The sequence below is a fragment of the Paenibacillus pinihumi DSM 23905 = JCM 16419 genome, assembly GCF_000422505.1.
In the GTDB taxonomy this organism is placed as follows: domain Bacteria; phylum Bacillota; class Bacilli; order Paenibacillales; family Paenibacillaceae; genus Paenibacillus_D; species Paenibacillus_D pinihumi.
Genome location: NZ_KE383864.1, coordinates 385,370 through 406,571 on the forward strand (window position 1 = coordinate 385,370; position 21,202 = coordinate 406,571).

A 21,202-nucleotide genomic window follows, 5' to 3' on the forward strand; every position below is an offset into this window, starting at 1 on the left:
GTCACCTCATCTCGTTATATGCCGGAGCAGTTGAAGCCAGGGGCCGCAAAAATGACTCCCCGATCTGACACAGCTCTTGGACCAGCTTATCCGATTCCAGCCTTCTGGCCACAGTCTTGACATGGTCGACTGCCTGTTTAAGTTGGGCAGCCAGCTGCTTGCGAATATTATATTTCGCCAGCAAATCTCGTACCACTGAATCTTCATTGGCATCTTCCTTGAGCAGGCGCTTCTCTTCCTCGGTTCCTTCCTGAAGCACATGCCAGTAACCCCAGCTTCCTTTGAACTGCCCGGCCGTTTCCATCCGTTCCAGCTCGCTGACAACAACTTCGCATTGCGTAAAACCCTGCATCAGCGCCGGCCATTGCAGCCTGCTTTGCTCCTCCAGCATGCCTGTAAAAACATCAAACAGCTCCGTTTTCAATTTTACGCAGGTATGAAGGTATTCCTCTGCTGTCACGCGAAGCTGCTTCATTTTCATATACAAATTCATCTTTAACCGGTTAACCTCACAGATCGCTCCGCTCAGCTTTTTGATCAGGTCTATCTGGCCCTCCTGGGAAAGAAGATGGTAAAACCGGCTGCTAAAATAGTCGCCGGCAAGAACCTTCAGCTGGCGCGAGCGCATCGCTTTCTCCTGTTTGTTTCCGGTATCCGTATCGATCAAATCGTGAGTATCCAGTCCCATCTGGACAAGGGAGACAACCAGCGCGTATAACTCGCTGTATTTCTCCTCCTTGCGTTCATTAGCCAGAAAAGCGTAAAGCAGGCGGACACGGGAATCAGGAAAAGCAGGCAGCTCAGTATGAATTTGAATCATATCGTAATTGGTATATTTGCTAGCCATTTCTGGTATGCGGTAAGTTTCCATGGGACAAGCCTCCGAACAGCGCAGTCAAGCATACTGAGCCTGATATCTAAATTATTATAGCACAACTTTAAAGGTGAAGCATAAAATCTGCAGGTTGTTCATCATATTGCTACAATGTAAAAAATCCTTGTATGACGCCGTTTTTTCATGACTTCGGCGAGCCGTAACGCTCACGCCACAGTGGCGTATAACTCAGTCTCAGACGCTTGCTCCAGCTCCCCTCAAGCAAATCACCGGCGTGTAGAATCGGGATAATTTCGGCGAGCGATTCATCCGTCTTCCGGACATCTGCGGACAACAGCAAGCTTGGGGCCAGAGAAGCCTGGACATCTCCTGCTGCTTCGGGACATTCCAGCACCCGGACAAGCAGCCGCTCGACATTCTCCATGCGAATAAAGCCAAGACGGAGGAGTTCCAACACATCCCCATTAAGGCTTTCAGCAGTCGAGCGTTTACCGGTTAACAAGTCGACTGCCAGCACACCACGGTTTAAATCCACGCGCTTGATCTTTTGCTGCAAGCCAAGGCCGCTAAGAAGCTCCACTACGTTATCATAGTTTAGCAACTTGGGCTGGACGGCCCTGAAGACAGCGAGCTCATGCCGTGTTCCTCCCGCCGCAAGATCCGCCATCGGCAGTGCTGACAGGACCAGTGAGGCTGTGACGGCTATCGCTGCCGCTGCCCCGAGCTGCTTCCAAGCTCTCATTCCTGTTCCCTCCAGTATAGGTTAATTTACATGCGTATAATCAAAACCCTATACTGTAGTGTACAAAAAAAATGAGCAGGCTATGCCTGCTCAATCTTCTGATTCAACGGTTCCGTATTTGGTTAGAACCGTGGCCTTGCCCCGAATCTTGATTGCGGAAGTGTGGTCCGTGAATTGAGCAATGAGTATTTCCCCGCGGTCCAGCTTCTCGGTATGATGGAATTTGGTACTCATTCCCCGCGTAAGACCGATAACATGAACGCCCTGCTCGTGGGCCTTGATGACAATGTAATCACCGCTTGACGGCTCCATGACTTCTCCCCCTTTCCGAATTGCCTGCTTCTATTCACAGCCCGCTGACGGAGCTGATTAATAACCTTTAAATCTAAAACTGCCTTCCCGACCATCTTGCAATCATCAGGAAAGCAGTCAAACAAAGCAATATGTCTGGTCGGAGTAACAGGATTTGAACCTGCGACCTCGCCCACCCCAAGGGCGCGCGCTACCAGACTGCGCCATACCCCGACAGTAAAAAACTGACTTAGGCCTATGTACGTGATGCTTGTTTCCCGATGCTGCGCGTTTGTCGTATCTATTATAATTCCAGACAATTCAATTGTAAAGGCACTGAACAAATGTTTATACCCGCTCCGTGGCTGAAGGTCCTTAAAAGTTAAAAAACGCCCGAATTCGCATTCGGACGTTCATCTTCTAATCGTAATATCTTAGTTGGATACCAAATCCTTCAAAGATTTACCTGGTTTGAAAGCAGGCATTTTACTTGCTGCGATTTCGATTTCTTCTCCAGTTTGCGGATTGCGACCCTTACGTGCGGAACGCTCCCGAACTTCAAAGTTACCGAAACCAACCAGTTGAACCTTTTCGCCGCTTTGCAGCGCTTCAGAAATTGCTTCGAAAACAGCATCAACCGCTTTTGTCGCATCTTTCTTGGACAATTCAGTTGACTCAGCCACTTTCGAGATCAGATCTGTCTTGTTCATATCATTCACCTCCCCTGACGGTGTCCATTGGCTTCTTTATCATTCTGTTTAACCCAAAAGCCGTTTTTTATACCTCAACCCGAACAAATTTATAGTAATACAGCCGAATACTAATTTCAAGTAGATTAAAAATTTTAAATGACTCTTTCAAAATTCTCTCAAAATTCTCATGAACGGCGTCGGCTCAAATGGACAAATGTGACGGCAAGTGCAAGCACGAGAACCGATCCTTTAATAATATCATTGACATAATATTGGAATTTCAGCATTGTCATCCCGTTAACCAGCACACCGATTAAAATTGCGCCAAAAAAGGTTCCAATAATATTCGGCTTGCCTGCGGCAAATACCGAATATCCGACAAACACAGCGGCGACAGACTCCATCAAATAAGGGGCGCCAGCATCGATCTGACCTGTTCCGATCCGGGAGGCCAGCAAGATACCGCCAATAGCCGCAAACACGCCAGAAGCCACATAAGCGGCGACACGGATACGCTTGACACGTACACCTGACAAACGGGCTGCCTCTTCATTGCCGCCGATAAAGTGCATTTGTCTGCCCCAGCGGGTGTATTTGAAGAACAGATGTACCGCAATAACAGCCAGTACCATTAAGATAACCGGCACCGGAACGCCAAGCCACTTGCCTTGCCCAAACCAGAGGAACGATTCAGTGAACTTGCCCGGCGCGGTCGTACCGTCAGTAAGCTGCATGTTGTTGTAAATGGTGTAACCCTTAGAAAATGTGCGGTGAACCCCTGAAATAATATACATCATCGCCAGTGTCGCCAGCAAATCCGGAATCCGGACCTTAACGATGAGGAACGAGTTGAGCAGACCAATTACAGCACCCAGCACAATCGGGACCGTAATTACGATCCACAGGGGCTGGTCGTACCATACCATCAACGCAGCTGCCACTACCGTACTGAGTGACACTGTAGAACCAACGGACAAGTCAAAGCCGTCAACCGTCAAGGAGAAGGTCACGCCGATGGCTACAAAGGTAACGATGGATATGGAGCGCAAAATATCCGTCAAATTCCCGTAAGTAAAGAAATTTTTATTCATAATAGACAAGAAAAGTATAATAAGGCCAATCACCAGCAACGCGCCGTATTTAAACAGCCATTCCAGCATTCTCGTTTTCATCGTTTCTCCTCTCCGCCGCTCGCATAGTAAAGGAGCTGCTCCTGCGTAGCTTCGCCGCGTGCAAATTGTTTGACCAGCTGACCGTCATACATGACGATAATCCGGTCTGCTATCCCGAGAGCTTCGGCAAACTCACAAGTAAAATAGACAATTGCCTTGCCTTGGGCAGCAAGCTCCCCGATAATCCGGAAAATATCCGTCTTGGCCCCGATATCGACACCTTTAGTCGGTTCGTCAAACAAATAGACATCAGCCTTGGTCTCGACCCATTTGCCGATGGATACCTTTTGCTGGTTGCCCCCGCTAAGCAGCATAGCCGGAAGCTGCGGAGAAGCCGTCTTGATACCAAGACGGGAGATGACGCCTACAGCCAACTCTGATTCCTTCCGCGATTGAATAAATCCAAGGCGTGAAATCCCCCGGAGAAGCGGAAGGCTCAGATTCCGCTGGACAGACTCCTCCACGAGAATTCCCTGTCTGCGCCTCTCTTCAGGAACAAGCACAATACCGCTCTTCACAGCATCTGAGGGATTTTTAAGCGCCACGGATTTGGAATTTACCTTTACCGTACCATTGTCCAGCTTGTCCGCACCAAACAGCAGCCGGGACAGCTCGGTCTTGCCTGCACCGACCAGGCCGACAACGGCTACAATCTCACCACTGTTCACTTTCAGCGAGACACCTCTTACATGGTGCCCCCGCTTAATGTTCTCCGCTTCAAGCACGACATCGCCAATTAAGGCTTCATGCTTGACGTACTCTTCCTCCAGCGTTTTGCCCAGCATCGCCTGAATGACCTGATCCATGTCTGTCTGATCCTTCGCCGCCGTCAGCACCTTCTCGCCATCCCGCATAACGGTAATCCGGTCGCACAGTTCAAACACTTCAGGCAGCCTGTGAGAGATAAACACCGAGCCGATGCCATCCTCCTTCAACTGCTCCATGACACGGAACAACCGCTCAGCCTCTTCAAGGCTGAGCGGCGCGGTCGGCTCGTCAAAAATAACAAAGCGAGCTTGCTCCGTGAGCAGTCTGGCTATAAGCACCAGCTGTTTTTCTGCAAGAGACAACTCCTCTACCGTTTTGCGGACCGGGATTTCTGTGCCGAGCCGGGCAAGGACCGCTTCCGCTTCCTTGTACAGCTTGCCCCATCTGATGAATCCCTTCCCGCCGCCACTTGCAAGCTGATCCATCATAATGTTCTCAGCTACAGTCAGCCCGGGTACAAGAGCTGTATCTACTTCCTGATAAATACAGTGAATGCCATATGACTTGGCATCCACTGGGGACTGGACACGCACCGGCTTGCCATCAATGATGATTTGCCCGGAATCCGCGGTATATGCACCTGACAAAATTTTCATCAGTGTGCTTTTCCCAGCCCCGTTCGCTCCCAGCAGCGCATGTATTTCACCGCCGCGAATATCAAAATGAACCCCTTTAAGGGCAGGAACACCGGCAAAAGATTTGCCGATGTTGTCCATTTGAAGATGGCCGATGGCACTCATCGCCCAGCCCCCTTGCTGTTTAGTTTTATTTCGCCGCAATTTTCTCCAGCTCAGTCATCCAGTCAACCAGCCCTTGCTGGTTAGTACCCCAGCCTTCTACAAATTTGTGAAGGTCGGTAGTGTTTACCTTTTCAGGAGGTGTTGGAAGATCATCACGTTTTACATAAGTCGGAGCGAGTACAACCTTTTCGTCCGTTGTGTCTCCATGCAGCTTTTGGTATACATAACGAACTTGTACACGTCCGATATCCTTCGGATCAACTGCAGCGGATGCTACCCAAGGTGTAGCCGGGTCCTGAATCATTTGCAGGTCCTCATCGCTCATGTCAATTCCGTAAACTTTAATTTCATCGCGTCCTGCAGCCTGAATTGCGCGGGAAGCACCTTTTGCAAATTCATCCCACGCAGCCCATACAGCCGTGATGTCGCCTTTGTTCGGGTATTGTGTCAGAACCGCTTCCATTTGCTGTTGAGCATCCAGTTGTGCGTTGCTTGCATTTCCAAATGCGGAGATTTCTTTAATATCCGGATATTTTTCCTGGAATGCCTTGTAAGCAACTTGACGGCGCTCCATCGGCGCGAAGCCTGCTACCCAGATTTTTACGATGTTTCCTTTGCCGCCGGCATCCTTCGCGAGCTGCTCCAGTGTAACTTCAGCCATCTTTTGGTCATCCTGCGAAACAACGGTTACGCCTGGAACGTTAACGTCCGCATCAAACGCAACAACCGGAATGTTTTTCTCAATCGCTTTTTTAATTCCCGGTTCCAGCGCTCCAGCTTCGCCGTGGTCAGTCAGAATGGCATCAAAGCCCTGGTTGACTGCGGAATCCAGGTTCGCTACCATTTTACCCAGATCGTTCTCGGAAGCGAATACTTGAACCTCGCCGCCGAATTTAGCAGCCTGCTCTTTTACACCCTCAATGTATTGAGCAGAGAAAGTACCTTGGTTGAACTGCATAATCAGAGCGATTTTTTTGCCTTTCAGTGAAGCCAGATCGCTGTTCTCAGCGCCAGCGGAGTTCTCTGTGCCAGTCCCTGCGTTTCCAGTTTGCGGCGTGTTGTCAGCAGGTTTGCTGCCGCATGCCGATACAACGAGCATAAATGCTGCAAGAAGCAGCAATAACGATGATTTACCCCATTTTTTCAAGATCGTTTCCTCCTAAGTTTCTCTACGAATAATAATTTCTATTTAACATCATACCAGCTTTTCCTACTATGTCAATCGGATTTATAAGTGATATGCGAATTTTGTCGATTGATAGCCAGCACAATAAATGCAATTATAGAAACGTTGGTATAAAAAATCAATAGTTTTCACGAAAACAACCTATAATCCGTCCAGAAAAAAAGCCACTTCCCTTGAATCCAAGGAAAATGGCTTTAAATCTGAATAATTTGGGGATCATTGGGATCTATAAAATGATCGCGATCAACCCGCCTGAGCCTTCATTAATAATTCTTCCCAGCGTCTCCTGCAGCTTATAGCGCGCATTGTCCGGCATCATGGCAATTTTCCCCTGGATGCCTTCACGCACAATACTGTGCAGTGAGCGACCGAAAATGTCAGATTCCCAAATCTTGATCGGATCATTCTCAAAGTCCTGCATCAGATAGCGGACCAGCTCTTCACTCTGCTTCTCTGTTCCGATAATCGGCGCAAATTCGGATTCCACATCGACACGGATCATATGAATAGACGGCGCAGTCGCCTTCAGACGCACACCGAAGCGCGAGCCTTGACGAATCAGTTCCGGCTCATCAAGCATCATCTCGGCCAGCGATGGCGCAGCAATGCCGTAACCGGTAGTCTTCACCATCTCCAGCGCCCCGGAGAAGCGGTCGTATTCCCGCTTGGCATGGGAGAACTCCTGCATCAGCTGGAGCAGATGGTCCTTGCCGCGTATTTCTACGCCGACAACTTCCATCAGAATCTGGTCATACAGTTCATCCGGCGCATAGAGATCGATCTCAGCCACGCCCTGCCCCATGTTCATGCCGCTAAGCCCGGCGCGCTCAATGAATTCGTATTCCATGAACTGGGCGACGACACGATCCACATCACGCAGCCTGCGGATATCCTTGACCGTGTCACGAACAGAGTTTTCATAGTTGCTGCGTACCCAGTGATTTTCATTCAGCACCATGACCCAGCTCGGCAGATTCACATTCACCTCATGAACCGGGAATTCGTACAGCACTTCGCGCAGCACCGAGATAACCTCGTCCTCACCCATCGTTGCAACACTCATAGTCATGACTGGAATATCATATTTCTCCTGCAGCTCGCCCCTGAGCTGAAGAGCTTCGTCACTGGTTGGCCGTGTAGAGTTGACGATCAGCACGAAAGGCTTGCCAACCTCCTTGAGCTCCTGGATGACTCTTTCTTCGGATTCGATATAGGAGCTTCTCGGGATTTCAGCGATTGTGCCATCGGTCGTTACGACAACCCCTAGCGTAGAATGTTCCTGAATGACTTTACGCGTACCGATCTCGGCCGCCTCCTGGAACGGAATCGGCTCCTCGAACCAAGGCGTAGTAATCATGCGCGGCCCGTTCTCATCCTCGTAGCCCTTCGCGCCTTCCACAGCATACCCTACACAATCGACAAGTCTGACATTGACGTCCAGGCCGTCAGTAACTTTAATTTGCACTGCCTGATTCGGCACAAATTTTGGCTCGGTAGTCATAATCGTCTTGCCCGCCGCGCTTTGCGGCAGCTCGTCGATTGCTCTTGCGCGGTCTGATTCACTCGCGATGTTAGGCAGTACAACCGTCTCCATAAAACGTTTGATAAAGGTCGATTTGCCTGTGCGGACCGCACCGACGACACCGAGGTAAATATCCCCGCCCGTTCGTTCGGCAATGTCCTTGAAAATGTCCACTTTCTCCACTGAATATCCCCTCCCAATCAAATTTCCGAGTACAAGGTGGTACATCTCCTGCTGCAACACTGGCTTAAGGACTAATGTCGCCAGGGTCCGCCGCCATCCACCGGACGAAAGAGCGGGTATGCGACGCAACTCGTACAAACATTTGGACTAGTAATATCATATTGCCCGGACTTGCTGTTTATGACCACTCCTGCTGAAATCTTTAAAGCTGCCCGCGCTTCGCCCTTTCAAGAAATGATATATGACGAAACTTCCATCTCTATGACAATAAATAGGCTTCGCAGCCGCTGTATCAACGTCTGCGAAGCCTTGAGCGTTAGGGCTGCCTCCTTCCCTGGCAAGCGGCAGCCGCGTGAAGCGCAGCCTCTAACAAAAGCTGCGTTCAAACGAATTGTTTCCTATTCCTTTATTGTTCCTGCATACAAAGTAAAAAAACTTGGCGCTTAGGAGCCATTTATCTGGAGAATCTGAAGCCCGCCCATATATGGACGCAGCGCCTCCGGGATGCGGATGCTTCCATCCTCCTGCTGATGATTCTCCAGCAGCGGGATGAGAATGCGCGGGGAAGCTGCTGCAGTATTATTCAGCGTATGGCAAAATTTAAGCTTTCCGTCATTGCCCCGGCAGCGGATATTGGAGCGGCGCGCCTGAAAATCATGCAAATTGGACGACGAGTGCGTCTCACCATAAGCACCGCGGCCAGGCATCCATGTTTCGATATCATATTGCTTATAAGTCTTTTGCGACATATCCCCGATACATACCGAGACAACCCGGTATGGCAATTCAAGCAGCTGAAGCACTTCCTCAGCATGGCCGGTGATTTCCTTCAAGAGCTGATCCGACAAGGCTGCATCCGGCTCACAGATGATGACCTGCTCCACCTTGCTGAACTGGTGTACGCGGTACAGGCCGCGGACATCGCGCCCCGCCGAGCCTACTTCACTGCGGAAACAGGTGGTTACGGCAGCAAGCCTGACAGGTTGCCCCACATCTACAATCTCATCTGCACAATACGAGATAAGCGGCACTTCAGATGTACCGACAAGCCACTTGTCTTCCCCCTGAACAGCATAAGTCTGATCTTTGCCAAGCGGGAAAAATCCGGTGTTGACGAGTGCCTGATCCTTCACGATAAGCGGAACTTCCAGTGGAGTGAATCCTTTTTTCAGCAACAAATCCAGTGCAAGCTGCTGCACCGCCCTGTGAAGCAGCAGCCCGGCACCTTTCAGCACATAGCTTCGTGTGCCGCCGATTTTGACCCCGCCAGGGATATCAATAATACCGTGCAGCTCGCCAAGCTCTACATGATCCCTCAGTACAAAGCTGAAGGCCGGCTGTGCTCCAACACGCTTGATCTCCACATTATCCGCATCTGAGCGTCCCATGGGCGTATCCGGCGAGACGGGATTCGGCACAAGCAGCTGCAGCCTTTCAACTTCGGAACGCAACAGCTCCAACTGTGTCTCCAGTCTGGCGAGGGCTTCATTAATTTGCTTTACCCTGCCGCGAAGTTCCTCAGAATTTTCTGTATCCCCTGCCTTCATCAATTCCCCGATCTGAACCGAAAGCCTGTTGCGATCATAGCGCAGCACTTCTGTTTGCTGCAGCAGCTCCCTTTGTTCACGATCCCTCTTCAGCAGCTCGTCAACCGAGAAGGCAATTCCTTTTCCATCTGCCGTCTTCTGTACCTCTTCCTTATGGTCGCGAATCCATTTCATGTCCAGCATGCCAACTGTCATCTCCTTTTTGTCCGATAAAAACACAAAGAGCGCCCTCATCCCTTGGGACGAGGAGCGCTCTGCTCGCGGTGCCACCCAATTTGCCGAACGGTTCATACCGATCTGGCCACTTGGTTCCGCGATAACGGACGGAGCCGGTTGACTTGGAAAGCCTTGCTGCTTGCTCTCCTGGCGAAAACGCCTCCGAGTTGGATTCTCTTCACAGGCATATTCTAAATGTGAAATTGTTCTTTCAATTATAATATAAGCCGGGGTTGAAAGCAACCCGGTTAGTACGGGAAGCCTCCTTAAAGGCTGCCATTCTCTATATTTTTATCTGCTGAATTGGTTGCCGTATGCGTTTTGAAGCTTGCTCACTGCTTTGTCTCCGCTACAGCCTGCGGTTCGCCATTTATCCATTGATACGCCGTTGATTTGACAGGCACGAGTTCGCTGCTTGCAACGAGCAGGTCACGCAGATCCATGCCTTCCTGTGGTTCCGCCACTCCGCTGCGCTCCACCGCCTTCATAATATCAAGGCCGTAGTCTACAAATACCCGTCCTTCCTGATCCATCATCGCAGAAAGCGTCATACCCGAGTAAATGCTGCGAATTGCAGGCTCCTTTTTGTTCAACTTGCTGTAGTCGATCCGGCTGAATCCCGGGTATGCCTCGTCCCCTGCGGGCAACTCGCTGTTGCTTCGGCGGTACCCGTCCACCCAGCCCTGGATTTCGTTGACAACCTGGAATGTAACAAGATCCATCAGTTTCACAGTCGGTTTTGTCTGTTCGTCCTGGATGAGAAAATAGTATGGACCGCCTTTCTCAAAAGAGACAGCAGGCAGATCGCTAATATATGCCATTCGCTGGAGCTTGGCAAGATCAACGATATACTTCTCGTATTTCGGTGTCTCCGGTGTGCTGTTCTTCATTGGCAGCATCCCGGTCTCCTTCTGATACTGGTCAATAACGGCCTGCATGTTGCGCACCGCTTCACGGACTGAAGCCTTGTTCTGTGCCTGATTCTCCTTCGGGTACATACAGCCGCCAAGCAGTACAGTGCTTAATGAAACCAGAATGAGCAGCCCGAACAACTTTTTTTTGCTTTTGTTCATATCATTTAACCTCCTGCATGCTACCAGAGCGTATCTTCTTCCGCCTGTTTGGCAAGCTGGCGCCTCACAGCTGCACGCAACGGGTCCTCGGGAACTTCTACTGAAGCCGCTCCTATTATTTTGGCCTGACAAGACAAACGGACACCGTTTTTCTCCAGATCTGCCAGCTTGCGCCGTTCATTGTCCACCATCTTGGACAATCCGCTCCCCGTCAGATCTGTGACTTTGCACATCAGGCAGCCTGCCTTGCCGCCACAACGGCTGCGAATCGGTACACCAGCCTTGCGTGCCGCATCAAATACAGTGGTGCCAGGATGAACTGTAACCGTCTTGTTATCCGGCATAAACGTAATTTCTATCTTCATCTCTGGTCCTCTTGCTTGACACCAGCCCAGCGGCAAGCGCTATTGTTCAGATCGGCAGTCAATTGATTACGTTGTACAATTTTGTGAAAAGCAGGGAGATGACAATCCGGGGCTGCCGCCATCGCTTCGCTAATCTGGCGAAGCCGGTCCTCACGGCTACGGAGCAGGTTAAACCAAAGCTCATGCGCAAGCGGAACAACGGTGTAAGCCTCATCCCCAGACCCGTTAAGCTTAAGTCCCAGAGGCTGCAGCACTTCCCGCACCTCCAGCTTATACAAGCTCCTGCCGTCACGGACCTCAAAGCCGCCTACAAGCTCTACAGATACGCCGCCTATCTCATAGTGGCTCAAGATGGAACGGTACTGCTCAGTCGTACTCTCCTCCTGCCTGTCGACCGCATAAGCAGCAAGCGCCTGATGGATGGACCGTGCATCCGCTTCATCAGCGTATAAATCCAGGTCGCGCGGAGACGCATCCAATACAATCCCGCGCAACAAGAGGCCGGCACTGCCTCCGACTACCCATGCCGAGTGGCCGGCTGCTTTTGAAACAAGTGACAGTGCAGCTTCCAGTTCAACCTTGGTAACCATTTACGTCCACCTGTTTCTATTTAAAAATAAGTTTTGTTGGCAACATTCACATTGCCCGCGCCGCTCTTGATCACAGCCTGGCAGGCCAGACGATAGCCTTCATTCAGTTCCTCTTCCTCCAGACGGTTCCACTCTGCATCGGTAACTTCCTCCAAATATTCCATACCTTCCGTTACCAGGCAGCGGCAGCGTGCGCAAGTACCGCGAGTACAAGAGAATCCCCAGTCTACATCGTGCTTCAAAGCCAGATCAAGAATGGAAAGACCTGATTCCCCCTCTACCGTTGCTTTCTTCGTCCGTCCAATCAATTCAATCACGTTACAGCCCTTCTTTCTGTATTTAAGCTGTTGCAGCTTATTATTTAGGGTACTCGTCCTCACAATATGGAGGCGAATCCGTATATAAATCCTAATATTAATATTACAAATGCGATAATCGACAGTATGATCCGAACCACACCGCGGGTTTTTGTACGGGCAATCGTTATCAGAACAGCAGCAAGCGCCATTAAGCCTATTCCAACAAACGAGACCCACATCTTCGTCATGGCATCCATTTAAGCAATCTACTCCTGCACAGTTTAGTATACGACTTCACAGCAATAGAATCCCAATATCCACAGAACATAAGGAATCTTTTAGCTGTTTTTACGTTTAACTCTATGTATTCGCCCTGCTTAAGTTCAATGAAAATGAGCCGTTATAGCAAATATTATAGCATTGGTTAAAAAAAAGGACAAAAGCAGTTCCGCTTGCCTTTCCGGCAAATTACGGAAAATCTGCTTTTGTCCACAAGATCGTCATTTTTTGAGCATGGCTTTCATCAGCTGCTCCATGCTGCCCAGGTTTGTTCCATTCTTCTTGACAACCCCAATGATCTCATTGACCGTCTGATCCGTAACCGGTATTTTAGCCATTGCAGATACCTGCTTGATGAGACGGCGGAGCTCCGCATCGCTCTTTAACGTTTTTGGTGTGACCCCGCTGGCCAGCTTATTCACAGCGCCTTCTGTAATCGGTTTGCCGCTTTTTTTGTTGACGGCCTTGAGAACGTCTTTCGGAAGATTTTTGTCTGCCATCGTTTCCCTCCTCCAAATATGCCACAGCTTTCTCTTGCTGCTAGCATCATATGACAGTAGGACGGGATTGGTGATAGGCTCACTTCCTTATACGTGCCTGCTCCACGCTTTTGTAACTTCCTCGATTTCATGCGTACGGCCGCGCCCCATTAATGACTCGACAGCCAGTTTGGGGGATTTATCCTCAAACAGCACTTGATAGAGCTGTTCCGTAATCGGCATTTGGACATCGTACAGCTTGGCCAGCTCATAAGCGGCGCGTGTCGTGCGTATACCCTCGACAACCATGCCCATCTGATTCAATACCTCGTCAAGCGCAAGCCCTTTGGCAAGCAGCGAGCCCGCCCGCCAGTTGCGGCTGTGGGTGCTTGTACAGGTCACAATCAAATCGCCGACGCCAGCAAGACCTGCAAAGGTCAGCATATTGGCGCCCATGGCATCGCCAAGCCGTGCGATTTCGGTTAATCCTCTTGTAATCAGAGCCGCCTTCGCATTATCCCCAAAGCTCAAACCGTCAGAGAGACCCGCACCGAGCGCAATAATATTCTTGATCGCTCCAGCCACCTCTACCCCAATCAGATCCGGGTTGGTATACACACGAAAGTAGGAATTAATAAATAAATCCTGCGCGGACTCGGCTTGATGCTGCTCCGCTGAGGCGACGACAACTGTCGTTGGCTGCTTGCGCACGACCTCCTCGGCATGACTTGGACCGGACAGCACGGCGAGAGAACTTTCCTTGCGATCCAGCTCTTCAGCCAGAACTGTGGTCATTCTCTTGTGTGTGCCGCTCTCAAAACCCTTCGTTGCATGGACACATAGCACATCCTTGCCTATGTATGGAGCGGCAGCACGCGCTACCTCTCTCATGGCTGCCGAAGGAGCGACAAATATAACAGCGCAGACTTCCTCAAGCGCAGTTTGAAGCTCTGTCACCGCTTCGATTCCTTGTGGGAGCAGAGCATCCCCAAGAAATTTTCCATTGGTTCGCTTGCTGTTGATTTCAGCAGCTTGATCCGGATTACGTGTCCACAGACGGACCTGGTGGCCGTTGTCAGCAAGAACGGCGGCTAACGCAGTGCCCCAGCTTCCGGCAACAAGTACGGCTACTTTAGAAATAGTCATGTGTCACATCCTCTTGGCGCCAAGCTTGTTTTCCTTCCCTTGCAGCAGCTTGGCAATATTGGTGCGATGACGGAGAAAAGCAAAGATACACAGCACGAGACTTCCCCACAAAAGCGGAAGCGGCCTGTCCAGCAGCAGGACGAACACCGGTGTCATCGCTGCAAACACCAGTGAACCGAGTGAAACATAGCGGGTAATGGCAATCAGGGCAATGGCTGCAATTCCTGCAAAAAGGGCCGGGATAAAAGCAACGGTCAGCATGACGCCAACTGTCGTAGCAATCCCTTTGCCCCCCTTGAACCGGAACCAGATCGGCCAGTTGTGGCCAACAATGGAAGCCAGACCGCTGAGTACCATAACCCAAATATTTCCTCCACTGAACCAGTTGCCGATAAAGACCGCAAGCACGCCTTTTCCTACATCAAGCAAAAATACAAACAATGCCGGGCCTTTGCCCAAGATGCGCAGCGTATTCGTGGCTCCTGCGTTGCCGCTCCCGTGCTGGCGGATATCAATCCCCCTCACCCAGCGGGCGATCAAAATGCTGAATGCGACAGAACCAAGCAAATAGCTGATCACGATAGGTAATACAGCTTCCAACAAGTCTCTTCTCCCCTAATCTTCCTCGGACTTCTTACGCGTATAAATACGGATCGGTGTCCCTTCGAAATTAAATGCTCCCCGAATCTTGTTCTCCAGATAGCGCTGATACGAAAAGTGCATTAATTCAGGATCATTCACAAACACCACAATAGTTGGCGGCTTGACTGCTACCTGGGTCACGTAGTTGATGCGCAGACGCTTTCCTTTGTCAGACGGCGGCGGGTTCATCGCAACTGCATCCGCCACAACGTCATTCAGCAGATGCGTTTGAATTCTGAGCGCATGCTGCTCGGACACATGATTCACTATCGGCAGCAGCTTATGCAGCCGCTGTTTTGTCTTGGCTGATAGGAATGCAATCGGCGCATACGTCATAAACAGGAAATGGTCACGGATGCTTTGCATAAATTGCTGCATCGTTTTGTCGTCCCTCTCCACTACATCCCATTTATTCACGACAAATATGGACGCCTTGCCCGCTTCATGCGCAAATCCGGCGATATGCTTGTCCTGCTCAATAATTCCTTCTTCCCCATTAATCAGAATGAGCACAACATCGGCCCGTTCAATGGCTTTCAGCGCACGCATAACGCTGTATTTCTCTGTTGTTTCATAGACCTTGCCACGTTTGCGCATCCCTGCAGTATCAATCAGGACATAGCGCTGTCCGTCACGCTCAAACGGAGTATCAATCGCGTCACGAGTCGTACCCGCCATATTGCTGACGATAACCCGTTCTTCCCCAAGCAACGCATTCACAAGCGATGATTTGCCGACATTCGGCCGCCCGATCAACGCAACCTTAATCACATCGTCATCGTAATCATCCTGCTTTGGCTCAGGCAGCTTCTCTACCGCCGTATCAAGCAAATCCCCGATACCTAATCCATGAGAGCCTGATATGGCAATCGGGTCGCCAAACCCAAGGCTGTAAAACTCATACACATCGTCCATACGGTTAAAATTATCCACCTTGTTGACTGCTAAAACAACAGGCTTCCTTGAACGAAATAACATTCGGGCTACTTCATCGTCCGCATGGGTCAAACCGGCTTTGGCATCTACCATGAAAATAATGACGTCTGCTTCTTCAATTGCAAGCTCAGCTTGCATACGGACAGACTTCATGATTTCATCTTCGCCATCGATTTCAATTCCTCCAGTGTCCACAATACTGAAGGCCTTGCCATTCCATTCACCAGAGCCGTACAGACGGTCTCGGGTAACGCCAGGTTTATCCTCTACAATCGCCAGCCGGTCACCGATGACGCGGTTGAAGATCGTAGATTTACCCACATTTGGCCGCCCGACAATTGCAATAACGGGTCTTGCCATTGATTCCACTCCTTCGAAAATACTCACGATTACCATCATAGCAAAAAAGCGCTGGCTTGGCTAACATTTCATTTTGAATGATGGTTCACGATGATCAGCGTGCCGTTTTTCAAATCGTGAACCGATGCATCCAATATTTTCTCCAAAAGAAAAGCGGTTTCCTCCACCTGCTGCTGATTTTCCTCAAAAAAAATAGGAGCACCCCCGCGGACCATATCCTTTTTAGTCGTGACTACAGCCACAATTTTAGCCATTTCAGGTCTCCTCCTCGTTTACCTTGGCTTCTGTCGGCATGCGGACTGCCGATTCAAGAATCGGAACACGCAGTGCGGTCTCCACTGCCTTTGCCGGGTCTTTCTCCTGAGGCAGGATAAACACGGCAAGTCTGCTGTCCCTCATATCCAGCTTGGCCATTGGAATGAGCGCTGGCTCTCCGTCATCACGGTAGACACCAAGTATTGTCGACAAATCATACAAGATGGCCTGACGCTGTCCCAGATTGCTGAGCGTTGCTTTGCTGTTGGGATTATTCGGCTTGATGATCAGTCCGATTCCCCGCTCGCTTATAATTTCCTGGTTTGATTTCAAACCGACATTCATAATGTAGATATCCCCGACATAGAGATCCGCGCCCTCCTGACGAACCGGAGCCTCCTTTACAGTAGCAATATGTGAGAGTGACTTTCCTGCTCTGAGCAGGTGAACGACTATGAGAGACAACACGCCCACAGCAAGCCCCAAATACCAATTCAGAGTGATGGCAGCAAAGCTGGTTACAAAGGACGACATAATAACCAAATAATTGCGTCCTTCAAAAACCATGGCAATACCCTCGATATAAGTAGCGCCGCGTTGTACCAGTTCCATACCGTCAATTTTAGTCAGCGTATCCCGCTCCATATTCCGCACATCACGGAATTGCTGAGCGGCTACTGTCAGAAAGGTCACTGCGGTATAATCTTTTTTCAGTAAGGCCGGTACCGCAACAGAACCAAGGGCAGCTGCAATAATACCAAGCGACAGATGGATAATCTTCCCATGGGGATGTGTCGGATATTGGCGATAATCGGTCCGCAGCATGGACAGCCGGGCCAACATGCCAAACAGCATGCCCATAATAATGCCGATAGTGTATTTATTGTCCAGCAAAAATGTATTCATGACGGTTCTCCCCCCTGATCCTTGAATCTGCGAAATCCTAACTTGCTGCCAAGCAGCACAAACAGCAGCAGGATCACAGATATGAGTCTGGCCATCAAAAGCGCACTGATGAAGCGGTCCCACCAGGCGCCTCCGCCCACGTAAAATCCTTCATGGCCCACACTCAGTCCCAGCAACAGTTGACCTGCCGGAAGCGCACAGGCCAGCACAGCAAACTGCTCCTTAAACCTGGTAACAAGCAGGCCAGCCAGCATTCCGGCAAAAAAAACGCCATCCCAACCCGGTTTTAGTACATAGAGCACAGGATCAATCCAGTATAATCTGCCGCTCCAAAACCAGACGACCGTAATAAGTGCAGCCCCGAATACCAGATAGACGAACCCGGAGCGCGATGCTGAAGCCGCACCTGCCAGAACACCACACAAGGCGAGCCAAGCTATGCTCCCCTGTATGATGATTGCCGATGTCAAAGGCCATATATAGTAGGAAAAAAACAGGCTACCAATTATAACACCCACCGCAACCCGAATGGAAATTTCCTGTATAAGTAGGCTTCTCCAGCCGGTCAGCAGCAATATGAAGAGTATTAGCAACAGCAATCCTGCTATATAACCATCGTTCATTCCCAATCCCTCCTGCTGCTTCTATTATGTGTCAAAGCAGGGGAAAACATTTCAGGGGGGATATTTTCGAACCAATCAAGTGTAAAAGGCTAGTACAACCTTTATCAGGACTGCATCGTTTCATGCAAATAAAAAAGCAGCTTCACCTGAAGGGAAGCTGCTTTTTGTAATATAAGAATGAAAAAACTTCTGTTGTGAATATTCTTATATGTTCACGTGAACCGGCTTATCGCACTCGGGAACGAGGCAAGCCGTTGACGTTGAATAACTTATTTAAATTTGCTCAGCTTGTCGCCGAATTTCTCGGCAAGTGTAAAGCTCATGCTTTGGTTGCTCAAGCTTACGTTCGGGTTGTTCAGCTCTTCTTTCGGAGCACGGGAGGATCTTTCAGCTCTTTCTGGTCTAGGAGCTTGTTCAGGAGCCTCTTCGGTTTCCTTGATGCTCAGGCTTACACGTTTTTCAGCCGGGTTGAAGTCCAGAACTTTTGCTTGAACTTCCTGGCCTTCTTGCAGCACCTCATGAGGTGTAGCAATGTGGCGGTGTGCAATTTGGGAGATGTGTACAAGACCTTCAACTCCTGGTGCGATTTCAACAAATGCACCGAAGTTCACAAGACGGCGAACCGTACCTGTTACAACATCGCCAATATTGAATTGGCCTCCTGCAGTTTCCCAAGGACCAGGCTGTGCAGCTTTCATGCTCAAGCTGATTTTGCCCGCTGCAGGATCAACCTTCAATACTTTTACTCTTACAGCATCACCTTCAGATACCAGATCCTTAGGATGTGCTACGTGTTGCCAGGACAGTTCAGAGACGTGAACAAGTCCGTCAACTCCGCCGATATCTACGAATGCGCCAAATGGAGTCAGGCGTTGAACAGTACCTTCCAGCTCTTGACCTACCTGAAGGGAGGACATGATTTGCTGTTTGTTTTGTTCAAAATCAGCATCCAGAACCTCTTTTTGGGAGAGGATTACTTTATTGTTCTCTTTGTCGATCTCTTTCACTTTAACGCGCAATGTGCGTCCTTTGTAGTCGCTGAAATCTTCTACGAAATGACGCTCTACCATAGATGCAGGGATGAAGCCGCGAACGCCTACATCAACAACCAGGCCGCCTTTCACAACGTCAGCAACAGCAACTTCGAACACTTCTCCGCTTTCAAAACGGTTTTGAAGCTGTTCCCATGCGTTTTCGCCGTCAACCAGACGTTTCGAAAGAACCAGTCTTTCTTTTTCGTCATCGATGCTGACAACTTTCAATTCTATTTCCTGTCCTACTTGCACAGCTTCCGCTGCATTGCCAAGCTGAACAGCCGAAAGCTCACGAAGCGGAATCACACCGTCATATTTATATCCAAGACTAACAGTCGCTTGGTTGTCTTCAATCTTGACGATTGTTCCTTTGACCGTGTCGCCTTTTTTCAGCGAGACAAGATCCATTGCGTCTTGTTGGCTAATTTCTCCAGCCTCTTGTGCAACGGTTTCTTCCACTACAGATTCCTGTACCTTTGTTTCTTCTGACATTTGAAATACCTCCTCGATTCATACCCCAACTTTATTTAAACCTGTGCATATCATTTGAAACGCTATGGACACAGTATTTAAAACATTTTTTTCACATGCGCCAGTTCCCAGTCATCTTGCTGTTCATACGGTGCGCTGGCGGCAGCGGCGAAAATCCAAGCCAGGCAAAGCAACAGTTTTGCCCGCCTTCCTGCACCGCCTTCAAGTCTCCGGAAATAATGCCTTCACAAACCTATTAACGCTTGCAGCCGTTAGGCTGATTTTTTTTGCTCCCGAATTTTAACCATAATTGTATCCGTCAGCCGCTCAAGCGCATCAGGTGAAGTATCCTCCATAAATTCGCTCAAGTCAACCGGTTTGCCATAAATTACTTCCATTTGCCGGAACCACTTGTATTCTCCGACGAGCGTTACCGGTATTATAACCGCTCCGCTGCGAAGCGCGATCATGGCAGCACCCTTCTTGGCTGCGCCGCCTGAATTGCGGCTTCCCTCCGGAAAAATCCCCATAACATGGCCATCCTTAAGCAATTGAATGGAATTTTTGATCGCATCCTTGCTTACGCCGCCTCTCTTGACCGGAAAAGCTCCCAGACCGGAGAGAAATGCGCCCAGCGGACGGAAGCTGAACAGCTCCGCCTTAGCCATGTAATGTACTTTGCGGTCAAGCTTAATGCCTACTGTAGCCGGATCAAAGTTGCTAATATGGTTAGAACAAAGGAGAACAGGTCCTTTATCCGGAATATTTTCCAGGCCCTTTACTTTCATGGGGAAAACAACAGCAAAAAAAATACGGAGCATTCCACGGCAAAATTGATATAACATAGTTTACTTCGCCTCCACCTTTTTGGTTCGGCTTAATTCAACAATTTGCGACACAACCTGCCCAATCGTCATTGACGTGCTGTCAATGACAACCGCATCGTCCGCGCAAATAAGCGGAGAAATCTCGCGTTCACGGTCCTTTTGGTCCCGCTCGGCAATCTCTCTCTCCAGCTGCTCCAAATCAATCCTGTCAGCCTGTCCGGTTTCCTTGTAGCGCCGCTCAGCCCGTGTACGGACGGAAGCAGTCAGAAAAACCTTCAACTCTGCATCAGGAAGCACATGTGTACCGATATCGCGACCGTCCATGACGACGCCCTTGCGGCCGGCCAGCACTCTCTGCAAGCCCACAAGCTGTGTGCGTACCTGCTCGACTGCAGCTACCTGCGATACGTGAAGATTGACCTCCCGGGAACGAATCTGTTCCGTTACATCCTCGCCGTTAAGCAATACCTTCTGCCCGTTCTCACTCGGCAGAAGCCTGATGTCAAGCGAAGCTGCCATGCGGCTTACACGCTCGGAGTGGTCAGGCTCAATGCCTGCACGCAGCGCGCTTAGCGTAACCGCCCGGTACATAGCTCCGGTATCAATATAAACGTAGCGAAGCAGTTCGGCTACTCTTCTTGCTACTGTGCTCTTGCCTGCTCCTGCCGGACCGTCAATTGCGATATTAATCAGTCCCTGCAAGGAGCTCTCCTGCATGGTTTCCACCTGTTAAATTCCTCCTCGATTAGGAGACGAAGCAACGCTTAAGCGTGCAATGGCATTCTCCTCAAGCGCATAAACGGTCCGCTGCAATGCGGGGCGTTAATACGGAGAAATAGAGGCAAAGTATAGGTTCTGGCTTATACTTTCTCATATTTCAAGAAAAAAGCAGGCTCTGCCTGCAACGTGAAAATTATACCACATCACGCTATGAGATGCAAAAAACTAGAGCCTTGCGGCCTCCCCGCGCATTTGCAGAGGCTAGCCCCGAACACGCAAGCGGCTTCATCCCGAACAAGCATA

Annotated in this window: 24 protein-coding genes and 1 tRNA gene; all 25 read right to left on the reverse strand. The window is 49.8% G+C overall.

The annotated features are described in order from the left end of the window. Nucleotide 1 precedes the first annotated feature (1 nt). Nucleotides 2-871, reverse strand: a complete 870-nt coding sequence (locus H583_RS0115770; RefSeq protein ID WP_028561297.1) for a heptaprenyl diphosphate synthase component 1 — start codon at nt 869-871, stop codon at nt 2-4. A 145-nt stretch (nt 872-1,016) separates the two neighbouring features. Next, entirely contained in the window at nt 1,017-1,577 is a 561-nt protein-coding gene (locus H583_RS0115775; protein ID WP_028561298.1) for a hypothetical protein, read from the reverse strand. Nucleotides 1,578-1,667: 90 nt separating this feature from the next. Then, complete coding sequence (gene mtrB / locus H583_RS0115780) at nt 1,668-1,889, reverse strand: trp RNA-binding attenuation protein MtrB (protein WP_028561299.1); 222 nt, start codon at nt 1,887-1,889, stop codon at nt 1,668-1,670. A gap of 136 nt (nt 1,890-2,025) precedes the next feature. Then, nucleotides 2,026-2,102: transfer RNA gene (locus tag H583_RS0115785), tRNA-Pro, on the reverse strand. Between the two features lie 200 nt (nt 2,103-2,302). After that, complete coding sequence (locus tag H583_RS0115790; protein WP_028561300.1) at nt 2,303-2,578, reverse strand: HU family DNA-binding protein; 276 nt, start codon at nt 2,576-2,578, stop codon at nt 2,303-2,305. Nucleotides 2,579-2,745: 167 nt separating this feature from the next. After that, nucleotides 2,746-3,732: an ABC transporter permease gene (locus H583_RS0115795; RefSeq protein WP_028561301.1), complete on the reverse strand. Its 987-nt coding sequence runs from the start codon at nt 3,730-3,732 to the stop codon at nt 2,746-2,748. Then, entirely contained in the window at nt 3,729-5,240 is a 1,512-nt protein-coding gene (locus H583_RS0115800) for a sugar ABC transporter ATP-binding protein (RefSeq protein WP_028561302.1), read from the reverse strand. The genes H583_RS0115795 and H583_RS0115800 overlap by 4 nt, the downstream gene beginning before the upstream one ends. Nucleotides 5,241-5,265: 25 nt before the next feature. Next, nucleotides 5,266-6,387, reverse strand: coding sequence for a sugar ABC transporter substrate-binding protein (locus H583_RS0115805; RefSeq protein WP_028561303.1), 1,122 nt, complete (start codon nt 6,385-6,387; stop codon nt 5,266-5,268). Between the two features lie 265 nt (nt 6,388-6,652). After that, complete coding sequence (gene spoIVA, locus H583_RS0115810) at nt 6,653-8,131, reverse strand: stage IV sporulation protein A (RefSeq protein ID WP_028561304.1); 1,479 nt, start codon at nt 8,129-8,131, stop codon at nt 6,653-6,655. A gap of 443 nt (nt 8,132-8,574) precedes the next feature. After that, nucleotides 8,575-9,861: a serine--tRNA ligase gene (gene serS / locus H583_RS0115815; protein ID WP_028561305.1), complete on the reverse strand. Its 1,287-nt coding sequence runs from the start codon at nt 9,859-9,861 to the stop codon at nt 8,575-8,577. Nucleotides 9,862-10,226: 365 nt separating this feature from the next. Next, complete coding sequence (locus H583_RS0115820; RefSeq protein WP_028561306.1) at nt 10,227-10,967, reverse strand: hypothetical protein; 741 nt, start codon at nt 10,965-10,967, stop codon at nt 10,227-10,229. 20 nt (nt 10,968-10,987) lie between these two features. Further along, nucleotides 10,988-11,332 (reverse strand): 2Fe-2S iron-sulfur cluster-binding protein, encoded by a 345-nt coding sequence (locus H583_RS0115825; protein ID WP_028561307.1) that lies wholly within the window; start codon nt 11,330-11,332, stop codon nt 10,988-10,990. Next, nucleotides 11,329-11,922 carry a hypothetical protein gene (locus tag H583_RS33160; RefSeq protein WP_051236526.1) on the reverse strand — a complete coding sequence of 198 codons (594 nt, stop codon included), beginning with the start codon at nt 11,920-11,922 and terminating at the stop codon, nt 11,329-11,331. Before H583_RS33160 ends, H583_RS0115825 begins: the two co-directional genes overlap by 4 nt. A gap of 20 nt (nt 11,923-11,942) precedes the next feature. Continuing rightward, nucleotides 11,943-12,239, reverse strand: coding sequence for a 2Fe-2S iron-sulfur cluster-binding protein (locus tag H583_RS0115835; protein WP_028561308.1), 297 nt, complete (start codon nt 12,237-12,239; stop codon nt 11,943-11,945). A gap of 59 nt (nt 12,240-12,298) precedes the next feature. Then, nucleotides 12,299-12,478 carry a DUF2768 family protein gene (locus tag H583_RS0115840; RefSeq protein WP_028561309.1) on the reverse strand — a complete coding sequence of 60 codons (180 nt, stop codon included), beginning with the start codon at nt 12,476-12,478 and terminating at the stop codon, nt 12,299-12,301. Nucleotides 12,479-12,721: 243 nt separating this feature from the next. Further along, nucleotides 12,722-13,000, reverse strand: a complete 279-nt coding sequence (locus H583_RS0115845; protein WP_028561310.1) for a stage VI sporulation protein F — start codon at nt 12,998-13,000, stop codon at nt 12,722-12,724. Between the two features lie 87 nt (nt 13,001-13,087). After that, nucleotides 13,088-14,125 carry an NAD(P)H-dependent glycerol-3-phosphate dehydrogenase gene (locus tag H583_RS0115850; protein ID WP_028561311.1) on the reverse strand — a complete coding sequence of 346 codons (1,038 nt, stop codon included), beginning with the start codon at nt 14,123-14,125 and terminating at the stop codon, nt 13,088-13,090. 3 nt (nt 14,126-14,128) lie between these two features. After that, nucleotides 14,129-14,728: a glycerol-3-phosphate 1-O-acyltransferase PlsY gene (gene plsY, locus H583_RS0115855; protein ID WP_028561312.1), complete on the reverse strand. Its 600-nt coding sequence runs from the start codon at nt 14,726-14,728 to the stop codon at nt 14,129-14,131. Nucleotides 14,729-14,740: 12 nt separating this feature from the next. Continuing rightward, the gene (gene der, locus H583_RS0115860; protein WP_028561313.1) at nt 14,741-16,063 is read right to left on the reverse strand and encodes a ribosome biogenesis GTPase Der; all 1,323 of its coding nucleotides are present in this window, start codon (nt 16,061-16,063) and stop codon (nt 14,741-14,743) included. 68 nt (nt 16,064-16,131) lie between these two features. Then, nucleotides 16,132-16,317, reverse strand: a complete 186-nt coding sequence (locus H583_RS0115865; protein ID WP_028561314.1) for a capping complex subunit for YIEGIA — start codon at nt 16,315-16,317, stop codon at nt 16,132-16,134. Between the two features lies 1 nt (nt 16,318). Further along, on the reverse strand, nt 16,319-17,224 hold the full coding sequence (locus H583_RS0115870; protein WP_028561315.1) for a YIEGIA family protein: 906 nt from the start codon (nt 17,222-17,224) through the stop codon (nt 16,319-16,321). Then, complete coding sequence (locus H583_RS0115875; RefSeq protein WP_028561316.1) at nt 17,221-17,847, reverse strand: YphA family membrane protein; 627 nt, start codon at nt 17,845-17,847, stop codon at nt 17,221-17,223. The genes H583_RS0115870 and H583_RS0115875 overlap by 4 nt, the downstream gene beginning before the upstream one ends. Before the next feature lie 269 nt (nt 17,848-18,116). After that, nucleotides 18,117-19,373 (reverse strand): 30S ribosomal protein S1, encoded by a 1,257-nt coding sequence (gene rpsA / locus H583_RS0115880; protein ID WP_028561317.1) that lies wholly within the window; start codon nt 19,371-19,373, stop codon nt 18,117-18,119. A gap of 251 nt (nt 19,374-19,624) precedes the next feature. Further along, a complete protein-coding gene (locus tag H583_RS0115890) occupies nt 19,625-20,197 on the reverse strand; it encodes a lysophospholipid acyltransferase family protein (RefSeq protein WP_028561318.1) in 573 nt (190 codons plus the stop codon). Nucleotides 20,198-20,200: 3 nt separating this feature from the next. Next, nucleotides 20,201-20,896, reverse strand: a complete 696-nt coding sequence (gene cmk, locus H583_RS0115895; RefSeq protein ID WP_028561319.1) for a (d)CMP kinase — start codon at nt 20,894-20,896, stop codon at nt 20,201-20,203. Nucleotides 20,897-21,202: the final 306 nt, after the last annotated feature.

What these genes read in the sequence shown, in the direction of transcription:
- H583_RS0115840 (WP_028561309.1), bottom strand. Translation starts at nt 12,478, where the DNA reads ATGGATGCCATGACGAAGATGTGGGTCTCGTTTGTTGGAATAGGCTTA.
- rpsA (WP_028561317.1), bottom strand. Translation starts at nt 19,373, where the DNA reads ATGTCAGAAGAAACAAAGGTACAGGAATCTGTAGTGGAAGAAACCGTT.
- H583_RS0115790 (WP_028561300.1), bottom strand. Translation starts at nt 2,578, where the DNA reads ATGAACAAGACAGATCTGATCTCGAAAGTGGCTGAGTCAACTGAATTG.
- H583_RS33160 (WP_051236526.1), bottom strand. Translation starts at nt 11,922, where the DNA reads ATGGTTACCAAGGTTGAACTGGAAGCTGCACTGTCACTTGTTTCAAAA.
- H583_RS0115870 (WP_028561315.1), bottom strand. Translation starts at nt 17,224, where the DNA reads ATGAATACATTTTTGCTGGACAATAAATACACTATCGGCATTATTATG.
- H583_RS0115865 (WP_028561314.1), bottom strand. Translation starts at nt 16,317, where the DNA reads ATGGCTAAAATTGTGGCTGTAGTCACGACTAAAAAGGATATGGTCCGC.
- der (WP_028561313.1), bottom strand. Translation starts at nt 16,063, where the DNA reads ATGGCAAGACCCGTTATTGCAATTGTCGGGCGGCCAAATGTGGGTAAA.
- mtrB (WP_028561299.1), bottom strand. Translation starts at nt 1,889, where the DNA reads ATGGAGCCGTCAAGCGGTGATTACATTGTCATCAAGGCCCACGAGCAG.
- H583_RS0115825 (WP_028561307.1), bottom strand. Translation starts at nt 11,332, where the DNA reads ATGAAGATAGAAATTACGTTTATGCCGGATAACAAGACGGTTACAGTT.
- serS (WP_028561305.1), bottom strand. Translation starts at nt 9,861, where the DNA reads ATGCTGGACATGAAATGGATTCGCGACCATAAGGAAGAGGTACAGAAG.
- H583_RS0115770 (WP_028561297.1), bottom strand. Translation starts at nt 871, where the DNA reads ATGGAAACTTACCGCATACCAGAAATGGCTAGCAAATATACCAATTAC.
- H583_RS0115890 (WP_028561318.1), bottom strand. Translation starts at nt 20,197, where the DNA reads ATGTTATATCAATTTTGCCGTGGAATGCTCCGTATTTTTTTTGCTGTT.
- cmk (WP_028561319.1), bottom strand. Translation starts at nt 20,896, where the DNA reads ATGCAGGAGAGCTCCTTGCAGGGACTGATTAATATCGCAATTGACGGT.
- H583_RS0115845 (WP_028561310.1), bottom strand. Translation starts at nt 13,000, where the DNA reads ATGGCAGACAAAAATCTTCCGAAAGACGTTCTCAAGGCCGTCAACAAA.
- H583_RS0115850 (WP_028561311.1), bottom strand. Translation starts at nt 14,125, where the DNA reads ATGACTATTTCTAAAGTAGCCGTACTTGTTGCCGGAAGCTGGGGCACT.
- H583_RS0115820 (WP_028561306.1), bottom strand. Translation starts at nt 10,967, where the DNA reads ATGAACAAAAGCAAAAAAAAGTTGTTCGGGCTGCTCATTCTGGTTTCA.
- H583_RS0115800 (WP_028561302.1), bottom strand. Translation starts at nt 5,240, where the DNA reads ATGAGTGCCATCGGCCATCTTCAAATGGACAACATCGGCAAATCTTTT.
- H583_RS0115775 (WP_028561298.1), bottom strand. Translation starts at nt 1,577, where the DNA reads ATGAGAGCTTGGAAGCAGCTCGGGGCAGCGGCAGCGATAGCCGTCACA.
- H583_RS0115875 (WP_028561316.1), bottom strand. Translation starts at nt 17,847, where the DNA reads ATGAACGATGGTTATATAGCAGGATTGCTGTTGCTAATACTCTTCATA.
- H583_RS0115795 (WP_028561301.1), bottom strand. Translation starts at nt 3,732, where the DNA reads ATGAAAACGAGAATGCTGGAATGGCTGTTTAAATACGGCGCGTTGCTG.